Genomic DNA, 15,568 nt, shown 5'->3' with positions numbered 1-15,568 from the left:
GACCCGGCACGGGTGCACGGCGTCACAGGCCACCGGTTCACTGTCCGCTCTCAGCGTATGGGCCTGGGCCGTTCCCCCGGCGGGGGTTTACGCCGAATGGATAGGGTCAAGTCAAAAGGATTCGCACACCATGCCCGAGGAGCGCAACCGACGTGGCTGCCAAAGACGATTTGAACTGGTCCGACCTCGACCGGCGGGCGGTCGACACCGTCCGGGTGCTGGCCATGGACGCCGTCGAGAAATCCGGCAACGGCCACCCCGGTACGGCGATGAGCCTGGCGCCGGCCGCGTACCTGCTGTTCAACCGGGTGATGCGACATGACCCCACCGACCCGCTGTGGCCGGCCCGCGACCGTTTCGTGCTCTCCTGTGGCCACTCCAGCCTCACCCTGTACATCCAGCTCTACCTCGCGGGCTACGGCCTGGCGCTGGACGACCTGGCCGCGCTGCGCCAGTGGGGCTCGCTGACCCCCGGCCACCCGGAGTACGGCCACACCCCCGGCGTCGAGGTCACCACCGGCCCGCTCGGGCAGGGCATCGGCAACGCCGTGGGCATGGCGATGGCCGCCCGTCGCGAGCGTGGTCTGTTCGACCCGAACGCCGACGGCGACTCGCTGTTCGACCACAACGTCTACGCCCTGTGCTCCGACGGCGACATCGAGGAGGGCGTGAGCCACGAGTCGAGCGCCATCGCCGGCGTGCAGAAGCTCGGCAACCTCACGGTGATCTACGACGACAACGAGATCTCCATCGAGGACGACACCCGGATCGCCAAGAACGAGGACGTCGGCGCCCGGTACGCGGCCTACGGCTGGGACGTGCGGCACGTCGACTGGCGCAAGGGCGACCCGGACAAGGGCACCGAGTACCAGGAGGACGTCGAGGCGCTGTACGCGGCGATCAAGGCGGGCCAGGAGGTCACCGACCGGCCCACGTTCATCGTGCTCAAGACGATCATCGGCTGGCCCGCGCCGAACAAGCAGAACACCGGCAAGATCCACGGCTCGGCGCTGGGCGAGGACGAGGTCCGCGCGACCAAGGAGATCCTGGGCTTCGACCCGAACAAGACCTTCGACGTCGCCGACGAGGTCCTGCAGCACGCCCGCCAGGTCGTCGAGCGCGGCCGCGCCGCCCACGCCGAGTGGAACAAGACCTTCGAGGCCTGGGCCGCGAGCAACGCCGAGGGCAAGGCCCTCTTCGACCGGCTGTCCACCCGCACCCTGCCCCAGGGCTGGCACGAGGCGCTGCCCGAGTTCCCCGCCGACTCCAAGGGGCTGGCCACCCGCGCCGCCTCCGGCAAGGTGCTCGACGCGCTCGCGCCGGTACTGCCGGAGCTGTGGGGCGGCTCGGCCGACCTGGCCGAGAGCAACAACACCACCATGAAGGGCGAGCCCTCGTTCATCCCGAGCGAGTACGCCACCAAGGCGTTCCCGGGTCACGAATACGGCCGTACGCTGCACTTCGGCATCCGTGAGCACGGCATGGGCTCGATCCTCAACGGCATCGTGGCGCACGGCGGCACCCGCCCCTACGGCGGCACGTTCCTGGTGTTCAGCGACTACATGCGCGGCGCCGTCCGGCTCTCCGCGCTGATGAAGCTGCCGGTCACCTACGTGTGGACGCACGACTCCATCGGCCTGGGCGAGGACGGCCCGACGCACCAGCCGATCGAGACGCTGACCGCGCTGCGCGCCATCGTCGGCCTCGACGTGGTCCGCCCGGCCGACGCCAACGAGACCGCGTGGGCCTGGCGCGGCGCGCTGGAGCACACCGACCGGCCGACCGCGCTGGCGCTGTCCCGGCAGAACCTGCCGACCATCGACCGCAGCAAGTACGCCTCGGCCGAGGGCACCCTCAAGGGCGGCTACGTAATCTCCGACGCCTCCGGCGGCGAGCCCAAGGTCATCCTCATCGGCACCGGCTCCGAGCTGTCGATCTGCCTCACGGCGCAGGAGCGCCTGGAGGCGGAGGGCACCCCGACCCGGGTCGTGTCCATGCCCTGCCAGGAGTGGTTCTTCGAGCAGGACACGGCATACCAGCAGCAGGTCCTGCCGCGCGGGGTCAAGGCGCGGGTGACGGTCGAGGCCGGCATCCGGATGAGCTGGGACCGCCTGCTGGGCGAGGCCGGCGAGGCGGTCAGCATCGAGCACTACGGCGCCAGCGCCCCCGCCAAGGTCCTGTTCGAGCAGTTCGGCTTCACCGCGGACAACGTGGTGGCCAAGGCCAACGCCGCCCTCGCCAAGGTCGGCGAAATCACCGGTCACAAGACCGGAAACTGAGGAGTAGACCAATGACCGACAGGCTGGCTGACCTCTCCGCCGCTGGTGTAGCGGTATGGCTCGACGATCTCTCCCGGGTCCGCCTGCAGAGCGGCTCGCTGGACAAGATGCGTCGCGAGCAGCACGTGGTCGGCGTGACCACGAACCCGACCATCTTCGCCAAGGCGCTCGCCGACGCGGACGCCTACGACGACCAGCTCAAGGACCTGGCCGCGCAGCAGGTCACCGTCGAGGAGGCCGTGCGGCTGCTGACCTCGTACGACGTGCGCTGGGCGTGTGACGTCATGAAGCCGGCGTACGACGCGTCCGGTGGCGTGGACGGCCGGGTGTCCATCGAGGTGGACCCGCGCAGCGCGCACCTGACCGACAAGACCGCCTCCGAGGCCAAGACCCTGTGGTGGCTGGTCGACCGCCCGAACCTCTACATCAAGATCCCGGCGACCCAGGCCGGCCTGCCGGCGATCACGGCCACCCTGGCCGCGGGCATCAGCGTCAACGTGACGCTGATCTTCTCGCTGGAGCGCTACCGGGCGGTCATGGACGCGTTCCTGGCCGGCCTCGAGCAGGCCAAGGCCAACGGCCACGACCTGACCGACATCGGCTCGGTCGCCTCGTTCTTCGTGTCCCGGGTGGACACCGAGATCGACAAGCGGCTCGACAAGATCGGCAGCGACGAGGCCAAGGCGCTGCGGGGCAAGGCGGCCGTCGCGAACGCGCAGCTGGCCTACCAGGCGTACGCCGAGGTCTTCAGCTCCGACCGCTGGCAGGCGCTGGCCGACGCGGGCGCCAAGCCGCAGCGGCCGCTGTGGGCCTCGACCGGCACCAAGAACCCCGACTACAAGGACACCATCTACGTCGAGGAGCTGATCGCCCCCGGCACGGTGAACACCATGCCGGAGTCGGTCATCAAGGCGTTCGAGGACCACGGCGAGACCCGGGGCGACACGGTCACCGGCTCGTACGCCGCGGCCCAGAAGGTGATGGACGACGTCGCCGCGGCCGGGGTCGACCTGACCGACGTGTTCCGGGTGCTCGAGGACGAGGGCGTCGAGAAGTTCGAGGCCAGCTGGGCCGAGCTGCTCGAAGACGTGAAGAAGTCGCTGTCCGCCGCCGCGAAGGGGTCGGACAGCCCGAGCGACGCCGCGAAGTGACCGACGACCTGCTCGCGGACGTGGAGGCCGCCGCGGGGTTCGCCGTACACGGCGGCCCCGGGCCGGCCGCCCGCCGCGGGCTGGTCGCCCGAGGAGTTCCCGGCCTGCTCGCCGGCCAGGACCCCACCCTGTGGGGGCCCGCGGCCGAGGAGCGGGCCCGGGAGCGGCTCGGTTTCCTGGACGCCTACCGGCCGGGCGCCGAGCTGCTCCCCCTGATCGCCGAGCTGCGCGAGGAGCTCGGCGATCTGCACCGGGTGGTGCTGGCCGGGCCGGGCCGGGCCGCCGAGGCCGCCACCCGCCTGCTGGACCGGCCGTTGACCGTGCTGGACGATCCGGACCCGCACCGGGTCCGCGCTCTGCTGGACGACGCCGCGCTGCTGCGCCGCACCGTCGTGCTGCTGATCGACGAGACCCTGGGCAGCGTGTTCTGGCAGGCCTACCGCGACGCCGGACTGACCGCCGCGGAGGCGGGAAGGCACTTCGTGGTGCTGGGCAACGCGCCGCCCGAGCTGGCGGCGGCGGGCGCGGTCACCATCGGCGCCGGACCGGGCGCGCTGAGCGCCGCCACGCTCGTCCCGGCCGCGTTCGCCGGGGTGGACGTCGCCGCCCTGATCGACGAGGCCGAGCTGTTCGCGCCGTCGCTGGCGGACGAGCAGGACAATCCGGCCCTGGCCCTGGGCGCCGCCCTCGCCGCCGCCCGCCGGGTGCTGCTGGTGCCCGACGGTCCCGGCCTCGACGGGCTCGGCGAGTGGGCGGCCGAAGTGATCACCGCTGGGCTGGGCCTGCCGGTGATCGTGGCCGACTGCCCGCGCGACGCCGGCCCGGTCCCCGCCGACCTGCTCACCGTGAGCTACGGCGGCTGCCTCCCGCCGGCCGGGGTGCCCGGCGGCGGCATGGGCCCCGCGGTGGCCGTCAACGGCCCGCTGGGCGCGCACTTCCTGGCCTGGCCGTACGCGGTCGCGCTCGCCGCGCACGTCCGCGGCGCCGACCCCTTCCGGGACCTCCCGCCCGCGGCGACCGAAGCCGTCCACGACACACCGTCCTTCGTCGAGGGCCCGGTGGAGATCTTCACCACTGGGACAGCCACCGATCTGCGCGGGGCGCTGCGCGAGCTGCTGGCCACGGCGGAGGGTCAGATCCGCGTCCAGGCCTTCCTGGACCCCGCCGGCGACGCCGCGGTCGCCCGGCTGCGACCGCTGCTGGCCGCCGCGACCGGCCTGCCGGTGGGCTTCGGCTGGGGCGGGCTGCGCCCGGGCGAGCCGCCGTACGGCTCGTTCCTGCAGATCACCGGCGCGGTCACCGGCGACGTGCCGGTGCCGGGGCGGGACAGTACGCTCGGTGACCGGCAGGCCGCGCGCGCCGCCGGTGACCGTCGCCTCCTGGCGGGACACGGGCGCCCGCTGCTGCGCCTGCACCTCACCGACCGCCCCGAGGGCATCGGCCACCTGCTCGCCGCGGCCGGCACGTCGCGGCACTGACCCTTGGCCGTAACCCTGCGGGGAAGCAAAAAGCTGGCAGGATGGGACACGTGGGTAATCCGCTGCGCACCGCACAGGACCGACGGCTTCCGAGGATTCCCGAGCCCTGCGCTCTGGTCATCTTCGGGGTCACCGGTGACCTGTCCCGAAAGAAGCTCATCCCGGCGGTCTACGACCTGGCCAACCGGGGTCTGCTGCCGCCCGGCTTCGTGGTCCTGGGCTTCGCCCGCCGCGACTGGGGCGACGGCGACTTCGAGTCGCTGGCCTACGAGGCCGCCAAGAAGGGCGCCAGGACCCCCTGGCGCGAGGACGTGTGGACCAGGCTGGCCAGCCAGTTCCAGTTCGTGCCCGGCTCGTTCGACGACGACGCCGCCTTCGACCACCTGGCGACCACGCTGGACGACCTGCGCGAGCGCAACGGCATCGCCGGCAACGCCGCCTTCTACTTCTCCATCCCGCCGGCCGCCTTCCCGCTGGTGCTCAACCAGCTGGCCCGCACCGGGATGGCCGACAACGCCAAGTCCGGCGGCTGGCGCCGGGTGGTGGTCGAGAAGCCGTTCGGCAACGACCTGAAGACCGCGATGGCGCTGAACAAGCTCGTCGACGAGGTCTTCACCCCGGCCGACGTGTTCCGCATCGACCACTACCTCGGCAAGGAGACGGTCCAGAACATCCTGGCCCTGCGCTTCGCCAACAACCTGTTCGAGCCGGTGTGGAACTCCAAGTACGTCGACTCGGTGCAGATCACCATGGCCGAGGACGTCGGCATCGGCACCCGGGCCGCCTTCTACGACGCCTCCGGCGCCGCCCGCGACGTGCTGCAGAACCACTTGCTGCAGCTGCTCGCCCTGGTGGGCATGGAGGAGCCGACGAGCTTCGACCCCAACGACGTACGCGCCGAGAAGCTGAAGGTCCTCAAGGCCATCAGCCTGCCGGCCGACATCGCCAAGGGCTCGGTGCGCGGGCAGTACCTCCCGGGCTGGGTCGCCGGTGAACGCGCGGTCGGCTACCTGGAGGAGGCCAACATCCCGCCGGACTCCACGACGGAGACGTACGTGGCCGTGCGGCTCGGCATCCAGAACAGGCGCTGGGCCGAGGTGCCGTTCTTCGTCCGGGTCGGCAAGCGGATGCCGCGGCGGGTCACCGAGATCGCCATCATGTTCAAGAAGGCGCCGCACCTGCCGTTCGACCCGGCCGATGTGGAGATGCTCGGCAACAACCAGCTGGTCATCCGGGTGCAGCCGGACGAGGGCGTGGTGCTCAAGTTCGGCTCCAAGGTGCCGGGCACCACGATGGAGGTCCGCGACATCGCGATGGACTTCCAGTACGGCGAGGCGTTCACCGAGTCCAGCCCGGAGGCGTACGAGCGGCTCGTGCTCGACGTGCTGGTCGGCGACCGGACGCTGTTCCCCGACGCCGCCGAGATCGAGCAGAGCTGGCGGGTCATCGACCCGCTGGAGGCGGCCTGGGCGGGCACCAAGCCGGAGCCCTACCGCTCCGGCGAGTGGGGTCCGCGGGCCTCGGACGAGATGCTGGCCCGTGAGGGTCGCGCCTGGAGGCGAGCATGATCGGCTTGTGGGACACCACCGGGAACGAGGTCGTCAAGGCGCTCGCCGCCGAGCGGCGCAGCGCCGGCGGGGTGGCCAGCGGCCTGGCCCTGACGCTGATCGCCGTCGTGGAGGAGAAGAAGGTCCGCGAGGCCGAGGCCGCCGCGACCATCGCGGCGTCCGCGCACCCGTGCCGGCTGCTCATCGTGGTCCGCTCGGACCTCGAGGGCCGCAGCCGGCTGGACGCCGAGATCGTGGTCGGCGGCCGGCTGGGCCCGGCCGAGGCCGTCGTGATGCGCATGTACGGCCGCCTCGCCCTGCACGCCGAGTCGGTCGTCATGCCGCTGCTGGCCCCGGACGTGCCGGTGGTCACCTGGTGGCACAGCGAGCCGCCGGACATCATCGCCAACGACTTCCTGGGTGTGGTCGCCGACCGCCGCATCACCGACTCCAAGCTGGCGCCCGACCCGGTGGCCGCGCTGCGCCAGCGGGCCAAGGACTACGCCCCCGGCGACACCGACCTCACCTGGACCCGGATCACGCTCTGGCGCACCCTGGTGGCCGGCGCGTTCGACACCACCGAGGAGCGGGTCACCGGCGCGCTGATCGTGGCGCCGCTCAACGACCCGACCGCGGCGCTGATGCAGGGCTGGCTGAAGTCGCGGCTGGGCATCGACCCGGTCTGGGAGCACACCGACCGGTCACCGCGGATGCACTCGGTCGAGCTGCAGTGCGCCAACGGCGACTGCGTGCGGGTCACCCGGGACGAGGGGACGGCCCTGTTCAGCCGCACCGGCCAGGAGGACCGTTACATGCCGCTGCCGAAGCGGCCCGTCGGTGACGAGCTGGCCGAGGAGCTGCGCCGGCTCGACCCGGACCAGATCTACGGCGAGGCGCTCGGCGCCCTGGCCGGCGTCGCCGGGCTGGACAGCAAGCCGGCGATGCGCGTCCACGTCTGGAAGGACCCGATGCAGGCCGAGCGGGCGGGCGAGGCGTCCGGCGCCTTCGCGGGCCCGGGCGGCTCCGCCGGCTGACCGTTCTAAGATCACGGGGGCCGTCCGCCGACTCGGCGGGCGGCCCCTTTCCTTTCCAGGGGGCTTCATGAGCGAGACCGTTGTGGTGGTGGTTCCCGACGCCGACATCCTGGCGTCGGCGGTGGCGGCGCGGCTGGTCGTCAAGATCATCGACGCGCAGGCCGAGCGCGGCTGGGCCGGCGTGGTGCTGACCGGCGGCCGGGTCGCGGCCAAGGTGCTGCGCGCGGTCAAGGAGCTGCCCGCGGCCGACGCGATCGACTGGTCCCGGGTCGACCTGTGGTGGGGCGACGAACGGTTCCTGCCCGCCGGCGACCCGGACCGCAACGAGACCCAAGCGCGCGAGGCGCTGCTGGACGCGCTGCCGCTGGACCCGGCCCGGGTGCACGCCATGCCCGCCTCGGACGGCCCGGACGGCGACGACGCCCGCGCCGCCGCCGCCCGCTACGCCCGCGAGCTGGCCGCCGCGGCCAAGCCGGGCAGCTCCGAGCTGCCGCACTTCGACGTGCTCATGCTCGGCGTCGGCGAGGACGGGCACGTGGCGTCGATCTTCCCCGAGCACCCGGTCGGCTACGAGACGGGCACGGTCGCGGCGGTGCACAACAGCCCGAAGCCGCCGCCGACCAGGATCACGCTGACCATGCCGACGATCCAGAGCGCCGAGGAGGTCTGGCTGATCGCGGCGGGCAAGGACAAGGCGGCCCCGGTGGGCATGGCGATCGAGGGCGCGGGTCCGCGGCAGCTGCCGGCGGCGGGCGCGGCCGGCACGGACAAGACGATGTGGCTGCTGGACCGGGCGGCCGCGGCCAACGTACCGCCGAACGCCCGCAGCCTGCGCTGACCGGCCGGGAGGGGGACGCCCGCCGGGCGTCCCCGCCGGGTCTCAGGCCCGCGACGAGATCTGCTGCACGGCCCAGCCGTTGCCGTCCGGGTCGGTGAAGAAGACGAAGCCCACGTTGTCCAGCGGGTCCGGCGTCGGGCGCGGGTTCTCCCCCAGCTTCTGCACGTCGCTGACCGGCACGCCCCGCGCCACCAGCTCGGCGTGCGCCCGGTTGATGTCGGGCACCACCAGCTGCAGCCCCTTGAGCGAGCCCGGCGGCATGTCCGGCACCGCGCCCCGGCCGATGACGATCGAGCAGCCCGAGCCCGGCGGGGTCAGCTGCACGATCCGGACGTCCTCGTTGACGGTGGTGTCGTGGTCGACGACGAAGCCGAGCCGGTCGGCGTAGAACTCCTTGGCCCGGTCGATGTCAGAGACGGGCACGACGACTACTTCCAGAGTCCAGTTCACCGGCTCATCGTGCCAGTCACCGCGGGCGCGCGGGGGCGGTCGGCGTGGACGGCACGGTCGGGGACGTCGAGGGGGCCGGGCTCGGCGCCCCACCGGAGCCGGAGCTGGTCGGCGCCGGGTCGGCCGTCGGCGCCGGGTCGGTGGTCGGCGCCGGGTCGGCGGTGGGCGAGGGGTCGGCCGTCGGCGCCGGGTCGGTGGCGGGCACCGGGCCGACGGTCGGCGCCGTGGAAGGGCTGGGGGCCGGGACGGTGGCGGCGGGGGCGTCCGGGACCCGTCGGGCCGGGGCGTCGGCGGGCAGCCGTACCACCAGGACCGCGGCCACCAGCACGGCCGCGACCGCCAGCAGCGAGCGCCACCCGGGCAGCCACGGCCGGCGGGCCGGCGCGACGGTCGGCGGCGCGGCGGGCCGCAGGTCCGCCGGGGTGACCTGAGCGGCCCGGGCCGACAGCGCCCGGCGCAGCCGTTCCTCCATCTGCGTGCTCATGGCCTCTCCCCCAGCAGCCCGCGCAGGATGCCCAGCGCCCGGCTCGCGGTCGACTTCACCGTGCCCCGCGACACCCGCAGCACCTCGGCGATCTCCTGCTCGGAGAGCTCCGACCAGTACCGCAGCACCACCACCTGACGTTGCCGCACCGTCAGCTCGGCCAGCGCGGCCAGCACCTCCCGGTCGCCCTGGCCCAGCAGCACCTCGTCCTCGGCGGCGGGCGCCGGGGCCGGCGGCGGCGGTACGTAGGCGCGGGCGGTGCGCCGGCGCCGCAGCGCCGAGCGCGCGGCGTTCATCACCCCGGTCGTCAGGTACGCGTGCGGGTCGGACACGGTACGCAGGTCCGCGCCGTGCCGCCGGTACAGGGCGGCGAACACGTCCTGCACGATGTCCTCGGCCGTGGGCAGGTCGTCGACCATGAGCACCGCCAGCCGCACCAGGCTCAGCCGGCGCGCGTGATACAGCTCGTTGATCGCCGGCGGCCCGTCCGGGGCGCCGCCGCGCACCGACGACGACCGCCCGGACAGCACCGAGCGCAGCCAGGCCGGCCGGAGCGCCGGGAGGGTGACGACGAAGGTCATGGCCGTCCTGGGGTCAGCGGCGGGTCGAGGTGGGCGACGGTACCGGCCTGGCGCTGGTCGTGGCGCCGCGGGTCGGTCCCGGGGCGGCCGTGGTGGTCGGCCCGGGCGTCGCGGTCGGGGCGGTGCTCGCGGACGGGCGGGTGCTCGCGGTCGGGCTCGGCACCGGCGCGGGCGTCGCTGTCGCGTCGTGACTGACGGTCGGACTCGGCGCGGGCGTCGCTGTCGCGTCGTGACTGACGGTCGGGCTCGGCGCCGGCGCGGGGCTCGTCGTGGCGGGGGCGGGGCTTGTCGCCACAGGGGCGGGGCTCGTTGCCGCGGGGGCCGGGGCCGGCGCTTCGTCCGCGAAGGCCCTCGTGGCGCCCACCGCACCCAGGACGGCGACGGCGGTCGCGGCGGCGGCGAGCGAGGCGGAACGGGCGGTCAGGCGCATCACGGAACTCCTGGGCGGTCGGGGGCGAGCCTTCGCAGGAGTAGACGCGCGGCGCCGCGGAAGGTTGGCCGTACGACGGTGATGCGCGCCACAGCCGGCCGTTACCTAGACTCGCGGCTGTGCAGCCCTCGATCCGTGCGTACCGCCCCGCCGACCTCGACGCCGTCTACGACATCTGCGTGCGTACCGCCGACGCCGGGGGTGACGCCCGCGGCATGTACTCCTCCGACACGCTCATGGGCGACATCTTCGCGGCGCCGTACGTGACGCTGGAGCCGGAACACGCCCACGTCCTCGACGACGGCACCGGCACGGCCGTCGGCTACGTGCTGGGCACCGCCGACACCGCCCGCTTCGCCCAGCGCTACCGCGACGAATGGCTGCCCGCGACCGCCGGCCGCTACCGGCACCCGGCGGACCCACCGGTGAGCGCCGAGGACTTCATGCTCTGGCTGCACGAGCACCCGGAGCGCATGGTGGTGCCGGAGCTGGCCGACTATCCCGCGCACCTGCACATCGACCTGCTGCCGCACTGGCAGGGCAAGGGCTGGGGCCGCGGCCTGATCGACGCGTTCCTGGCCGGGCTGCGGGCCGCCGGCGTGCCCCGGGTGCACCTGGGCATGGCGGTCGCGAACGTCGACGCGCGGGCCTTCTACGACCGGCTGGGCTTCACCGAGATCGCCGTGCCGGGCGCCACCACCGTCACCTACCTCGGCCGGGAGACGGCCGGGTAGGGCGGGCTACTCGCTGCGGCCGCGGCGCTGCCGGACCTTGGCCAGCGCCTCGGCCAGGATCGCCGCCCCGTCCTCGTCGGAACGCCGCTCCTTCACGTACGCGAGGTGCGACTTGTAGGGCTCGCTGCGCATCCGGCCGGGCGGCTTCTCCCGGTCCAGCCCGCCGGGCTGGCCGCAGCGGGTGCAGTCCCACGTCTCCGGGGGGACCACGTCGGCCGCGAAACGGACCTCCACCGGGTGTCCGGCGGCGCACCAGTAGGTCACCTCCCGCCGCGGGGCGGGTTCGCTGCGCTCGTCGGGGCGCATCGGGCTGGACCCGACACGGCTGCCGCGGATCGCACTGCCACTGGACACGGAAGTCACTCCTGTCTCGAGGGCGTTTCATCGCCACGGAGTGCGGCGGTATGAAGCGGTGGAAAAAACAACCGCGCGGCCCGGACGGACCGGACCGCGCGGCAGAGTCTACGACTCGCGGAGCGCCTGGAGGAAGACCCCGCGCTGTCAGCCCGCCTGGGTGACCTTGAGCCAGAGGCCGAGGCCGACGATGCAGGCGAACCAGATGACGCCGACGAGCACGGTGTAACGGTCCAGGTTCTTCTCGGCCACCGACGAGCCCGCGAGGCTGGAGGTGACGCCGCCGCCGAACATGCTGGACATGCCGCCGCCCTTACCGCGGTGCAGCAGGACGAGCAGGGTCAGCAGGATGCTGGAGATGAGCAGCAACACGATCAACGTGTAGGTGAACGCGATCGGCATGGTCGGTCATTCCTCTCGAAGGGCACAGCAGCGCCACCACAATAGCGGGTGCCCGGCCGCCGTGGTGCGGCGGCCGGGCCACATCATCAGCGCTGCACGTGCTCGCGGAACCGGACGATCGACGCGAACTCCTCCGCGTCCAGGCTCGCGCCACCGATCAGCGCGCCGTCCACGTCGGGCTGCGCCATGATGGCGGCGATGTTGGCCGCCTTCACCGAGCCGCCGTACTGGATGCGCACCGCGTCCGCCGTCTCCGCGCCGTACTTCTCGGCGAGCCGCGCCCGGATGGCGCCGCACACCTCCTGGGCGTCGTCGGGCGTCGCGGTCTTGCCGGTGCCGATCGCCCACACCGGCTCGTACGCGATCACGATGTTCTTGACCTGCTCGGCCTTGAGCCCGTCGAGGGCGCCGTCGAGCTGCGTGGCGCAGTGCGCGACGTGCGAACCGGCCTCGCGGATCTCCAGGCCCTCGCCCACGCACAGGATCGGCGTCAGGTCGCTGGCCAGGGCCGCCTTCACCTTGGCGTTGACCAGCGCGTCGTCCTCGTGGTGGTACTCGCGGCGCTCGGAGTGCCCGATCACCACGTAGGTGCAGCCCAGCTTGGCCAGCATCGCCCCGGAGATGTCACCGGTGTACGCGCCGCCCTTGTGCGGGGACAGGTCCTGCGCGCCGTACCGGATCGGCACCTTGTCGCCGTCGATCGCCGTCTGCACGCTGCGCAGGTCGGTGAACGGCGGCAGCACGACCGCCTCGACGTCGGTGAGCTGCTGCTCGGTCAGGCTCGCGGCGAGCTTCTGGACCAGCAGGATGGCCTCGAAGTGGTTGAGGTTCATCTTCCAGTTGCCGGCCATGATCGGCCGGCGGGTCACGTCGGCCATCAGGACTCCAGTGCCGAGACGCCGGGCAGGGACTTGCCCTCGAGGTATTCCAGGGAGGCGCCGCCGCCCGTGGAGATGTGCCCGAAGCCGGACTCGTCGATGCCCAGGGTGCGTACGGCCGCGGCCGAGTCACCGCCGCCCACCACCGAGAAGCCGTCGATCTTGGTGATGGCCTCGGCGACGCCCCGGGTGCCGGCCGCGAACGGCGCCAGCTCGAAGACGCCCATCGGGCCGTTCCAGAACACCGTCTTCGCCGAGCCGATCGTCTCCGCGAAGAGCGCGACCGACTTCGGGCCGATGTCCAGACCGAGGCGATCCGCCGGAATGTCCGAGATGTCGACGACCTCGTGCTCGGCGGAAGCGTCGAAGGCGGTCGCTGCGACGACGTCCACCGGCAGGACAATGCGGCCGTCAGCCTGCGAGAGCAGATCGGCACAAGTGGAGATCATCTCGGCCTCGAGCAGCGACTTGCCCACCTCGTGGCCCTGGGCCTTGAGGAAGGTGAAGCACATACCGCCGCCGACCAGCAGCTTGTCGACCTTCGGCAGCAGCGCCTGGATGACGGCGAGCTTGTCGGAGACCTTCGAGCCGCCCAGCACCACCACGTACGGCTGCTCCGGGCTCTCGGTCACCTTGCGCAGGACCTCGACCTCCTTGAGGACCAGGCCGCCCGCGTAGTGCGGCAGCCGCGCCGCGACGTCGTAGACCGAGGCGTGCTTGCGGTGCACCGCGCCGAACGCGTCGTCGACGTAGTACTCCGCCAGCGCCGCCAGCTCGTCCGCGAACGCGCCCCGCACGGCGTCGTCCTTGCTGGTCTCGCCCGCGTTGAAGCGCAGGTTCTCCAGCAGCAGCACCTGGCCGTCGAGCAGGGCGCCGGCGGCCGCCTGGGCGGACGCGCCCACGGTGTCCTCGGCGAAGACCACCGGGTTGCCGAGCAGCTCACCGAGGCGCGTGGCGACCGGGCCGAGCGTGTACTTCGGGTCCGGCGCGCCCTTGGGGCGGCCCAGGTGCGAGCACACGATCACGCGGGCGCCCGCGTCACGCAGGGCGATCAGGGTCGGCAGCACCGCGCGGATGCGGCCGTCGTCGCTGATGACACCCAGGTCGTTTTTGTCGAACGGGACGTTCAGGTCGGCGCGCACGAGCACGCGCCGACCCGAGACACCCTCGCCGAGCAGGTCGTCGAGAGTCTTCAACGGACTCAGCCGACCAGCTTGACCAGGTCGACGAGGCGGTTCGAGTAGCCCCACTCGTTGTCGTACCAGCCGACGACCTTGACCTGGTTGCCGATCACCTTGGTGAGGCCGGCGTCGAAGATGCACGAGGCCGGGTCGGTGACGATGTCCGAGGACACGATCGGGTCCTCGGTGTAGACCAGGATGCCCTTGAGCGGGCCGTCCGCGGCGGCCTTGATGGCGGCGTTGACCTCGTCGACCGAGGTCTCCCGGCCGGCGGTGAAGGTCAGGTCGGTGGCCGAGCCGGTGGGGATCGGCACCCGCAGCGCGAAGCCGTCGAGCTTGCCCTTGAGCTCCGGCAGCACCAGGCTGACGGCCTTGGCGGCGCCGGTCGAGGTCGGCACGATGTTCAGCGCGGCGGCGCGGGCCCGGCGCAGGTCCTTGTGCGGGCCGTCCTGCAGGTTCTGGTCCTGCGTGTACGCGTGGATCGTGGTCATCAGACCCTTGTCGATGCCGATCGAGTCGTTCAGCACCTTGGCCATCGGCGCGAGGCAGTTGGTGGTGCACGAGGCGTTGGAGATGATCGTGTGCTTCGCGGCGTCGTACAGGTTGTCGTTGACGCCCATCACGATCGTGATGTCCTCGTTCTTGGCCGGCGCCGAGATGATGACCTTCTTGGCGCCGTTGTCGACGTGTGCCTTGGCCTTGGTGGCGTCGGTGAAGAAGCCGGTCGACTCGATGACGACGTCGGCGCCCAGGTCACCCCAGTGCAGGTTGGCCGGGTCACGCTCGGCGAAGGCCTTGAAGGTCTTGCCCGCCACGGTGATCTCGTCGGCGGTGGCCTTCACCTCGTGCGGCAGGCGGCCCAGGATGCTGTCGTACTTGAGCAGGTGGGCGAGCGTCGCGTTGTCGGTCAGGTCGTTGACCCCGACGATCTCGATGTCCGCACCGGAGGCGGCCACCGCCCGGAAGAAGTTGCGGCCAATGCGGCCGAAGCCGTTGATGCCAACCCGGATGGTCACAGGTGGATCTCCTCGTTTCGGTCCGCCGGAATCTGCGACCGGCGGAGGTCTGCGTGCCGACCTGATCGAGGGCCGGCAGTTGCGTTCGTCTGGCCGTCGCGCCTCGGGATCGAGTCCGCCACGGCCAGGTCGGAGCTGGCGCTGCCGGCGGCGCCCGGCGCGGGCGGCCCTGCTTGCCGGCACCGTCGCCGTCGGGTTCACCCTATCCGAGGAGGGGTTCGCTTCTCGAAGGGGGGCGCGACCTGATCGTTACCTAAGGGCCGTTTCCTTTTCCGGTACGGGCCGAGGCATCGACAACCGCAAGCACCGTCTGCTCGCCTTCGCGTGGGGTTCGCTGGGTGGGTCTCCCGGCCGTTGGCCGGTGCCGGGGGTGGGTTGCGGTGGACGGTTGGGGGCCGGGGGTGCCCAAGCTGGCTGGTGGAGCGTTTCTATGCCTGCTTGGGCACCCCCGGCCCCCAACCTTGCATGGCGGTCTGTTGCCGCTGGGGGGTGGTTCTGCGCTGGTGGTTGCTGGTTTGGGGTGGGTGATCCCCTTGCGGTCGGTGGTCTGGCTGCCGCGCTTGTGGTGACGCCAGGGGAGGCCGTTGGGCAGGCCGGGGCCGGGGGTGGTCAAGCGAATAGACCGCGCCGGTCACGCCTGGTGCCGGGGCTTCCCCTGTTGGCCGGGCTCGGTCACGCAGGTGGACGGTGCCGGGTTCCGGTCACGGGCGGTGCCGGGCTCCGGTCACGGG

At 72.4% G+C, this 15,568-nt stretch carries 16 protein-coding genes; 8 read left to right on the top strand and 8 right to left on the bottom strand.

Features of this window, described 5'->3' with window-relative positions:
• The first annotated feature begins 224 nt into the window (after positions 1-224).
• From tkt to pgl, 6 genes are all read left to right on the top strand, one after another.
• Positions 225-2,279 carry a transketolase gene (tkt, locus tag Ani05nite_RS01040; RefSeq protein ID WP_239129081.1) on the top strand — a complete coding sequence of 685 codons (2,055 nt, stop codon included), beginning with the start codon at positions 225-227 and terminating at the stop codon, positions 2,277-2,279.
• An 11-nt stretch (positions 2,280-2,290) separates the two neighbouring features.
• Positions 2,291-3,430 carry a transaldolase gene (gene tal / locus Ani05nite_RS01035; protein ID WP_203763051.1) on the top strand — a complete coding sequence of 380 codons (1,140 nt, stop codon included), beginning with the start codon at positions 2,291-2,293 and terminating at the stop codon, positions 3,428-3,430.
• Positions 3,427-4,908: a glucose-6-phosphate isomerase gene (locus tag Ani05nite_RS01030; RefSeq protein ID WP_203763048.1), complete on the top strand. Its 1,482-nt coding sequence runs from the start codon at positions 3,427-3,429 to the stop codon at positions 4,906-4,908. The genes tal and Ani05nite_RS01030 overlap by 4 nt, the downstream gene beginning before the upstream one ends.
• Before the next feature lie 50 nt (positions 4,909-4,958).
• The gene (zwf, locus tag Ani05nite_RS01025; RefSeq protein ID WP_203763045.1) at positions 4,959-6,476 is read left to right on the top strand and encodes a glucose-6-phosphate dehydrogenase; all 1,518 of its coding nucleotides are present in this window, start codon (positions 4,959-4,961) and stop codon (positions 6,474-6,476) included.
• On the top strand, positions 6,473-7,489 hold the full coding sequence (locus Ani05nite_RS01020; RefSeq protein ID WP_203763042.1) for a glucose-6-phosphate dehydrogenase assembly protein OpcA: 1,017 nt from the start codon (positions 6,473-6,475) through the stop codon (positions 7,487-7,489). Before zwf ends, Ani05nite_RS01020 begins: the two co-directional genes overlap by 4 nt.
• 67 nt (positions 7,490-7,556) lie before the next feature.
• A complete protein-coding gene (pgl, locus tag Ani05nite_RS01015) occupies positions 7,557-8,327 on the top strand; it encodes a 6-phosphogluconolactonase (RefSeq protein ID WP_203763039.1) in 771 nt (256 codons plus the stop codon).
• Positions 8,328-8,369: 42 nt separating this feature from the next.
• Here pgl and Ani05nite_RS01010 read toward each other — a convergent pair whose 3' ends face one another.
• The 3 genes from Ani05nite_RS01010 to Ani05nite_RS01000 are packed head-to-tail and all read right to left on the bottom strand — an operon-like array spanning position 8,370 to position 9,842.
• Positions 8,370-8,777 (bottom strand): VOC family protein, encoded by a 408-nt coding sequence (locus tag Ani05nite_RS01010; RefSeq protein WP_203763036.1) that lies wholly within the window; start codon positions 8,775-8,777, stop codon positions 8,370-8,372.
• Between the two features lie 16 nt (positions 8,778-8,793).
• On the bottom strand, positions 8,794-9,261 hold the full coding sequence (locus Ani05nite_RS01005) for a hypothetical protein (protein WP_203763033.1): 468 nt from the start codon (positions 9,259-9,261) through the stop codon (positions 8,794-8,796).
• Complete coding sequence (locus Ani05nite_RS01000) at positions 9,258-9,842, bottom strand: RNA polymerase sigma factor (RefSeq protein WP_203763030.1); 585 nt, start codon at positions 9,840-9,842, stop codon at positions 9,258-9,260. Before Ani05nite_RS01000 ends, Ani05nite_RS01005 begins: the two co-directional genes overlap by 4 nt.
• A 29-nt stretch (positions 9,843-9,871) precedes the next feature.
• Between Ani05nite_RS01000 and Ani05nite_RS00995 the strand changes: the two genes are divergently transcribed.
• On the top strand, positions 9,872-10,033 hold the full coding sequence (locus Ani05nite_RS00995) for a hypothetical protein (RefSeq protein ID WP_203763027.1): 162 nt from the start codon (positions 9,872-9,874) through the stop codon (positions 10,031-10,033).
• 358 nt (positions 10,034-10,391) lie between these two features.
• Positions 10,392-11,006, top strand: coding sequence for a GNAT family N-acetyltransferase (locus Ani05nite_RS00990; protein ID WP_203763024.1), 615 nt, complete (start codon positions 10,392-10,394; stop codon positions 11,004-11,006).
• A gap of 6 nt (positions 11,007-11,012) precedes the next feature.
• On the opposite strand, the gene Ani05nite_RS00985 is transcribed toward Ani05nite_RS00990, so the two are convergent.
• The 5 genes from Ani05nite_RS00985 to gap all read right to left on the bottom strand — a co-directional run bounded on the left by Ani05nite_RS00985 (position 11,013) and on the right by gap (position 14,837).
• On the bottom strand, positions 11,013-11,360 hold the full coding sequence (locus Ani05nite_RS00985) for an RNA polymerase-binding protein RbpA (protein WP_203763021.1): 348 nt from the start codon (positions 11,358-11,360) through the stop codon (positions 11,013-11,015).
• Positions 11,361-11,507: 147 nt separating this feature from the next.
• Positions 11,508-11,762: a preprotein translocase subunit SecG gene (secG, locus tag Ani05nite_RS00980; RefSeq protein ID WP_203763018.1), complete on the bottom strand. Its 255-nt coding sequence runs from the start codon at positions 11,760-11,762 to the stop codon at positions 11,508-11,510.
• Positions 11,763-11,848: 86 nt separating this feature from the next.
• Positions 11,849-12,640, bottom strand: coding sequence for a triose-phosphate isomerase (gene tpiA, locus Ani05nite_RS00975; RefSeq protein WP_203763014.1), 792 nt, complete (start codon positions 12,638-12,640; stop codon positions 11,849-11,851).
• On the bottom strand, positions 12,640-13,836 hold the full coding sequence (locus tag Ani05nite_RS00970; protein WP_203763011.1) for a phosphoglycerate kinase: 1,197 nt from the start codon (positions 13,834-13,836) through the stop codon (positions 12,640-12,642). The genes tpiA and Ani05nite_RS00970 overlap by 1 nt, the downstream gene beginning before the upstream one ends.
• Before the next feature lie 5 nt (positions 13,837-13,841).
• Positions 13,842-14,837: a type I glyceraldehyde-3-phosphate dehydrogenase gene (gene gap / locus Ani05nite_RS00965; RefSeq protein WP_203763008.1), complete on the bottom strand. Its 996-nt coding sequence runs from the start codon at positions 14,835-14,837 to the stop codon at positions 13,842-13,844.
• Between the last annotated feature and the right edge of the window lie 731 nt (positions 14,838-15,568).

The sequence above is a fragment of the Actinoplanes nipponensis genome (assembly GCF_016862275.1).
In the GTDB taxonomy this organism is placed as follows: domain Bacteria; phylum Actinomycetota; class Actinomycetes; order Mycobacteriales; family Micromonosporaceae; genus Actinoplanes; species Actinoplanes nipponensis.
Note: the sequence above shows the minus strand (reverse complement) of the source record. Positions and strands in the feature narration are given on the sequence as shown.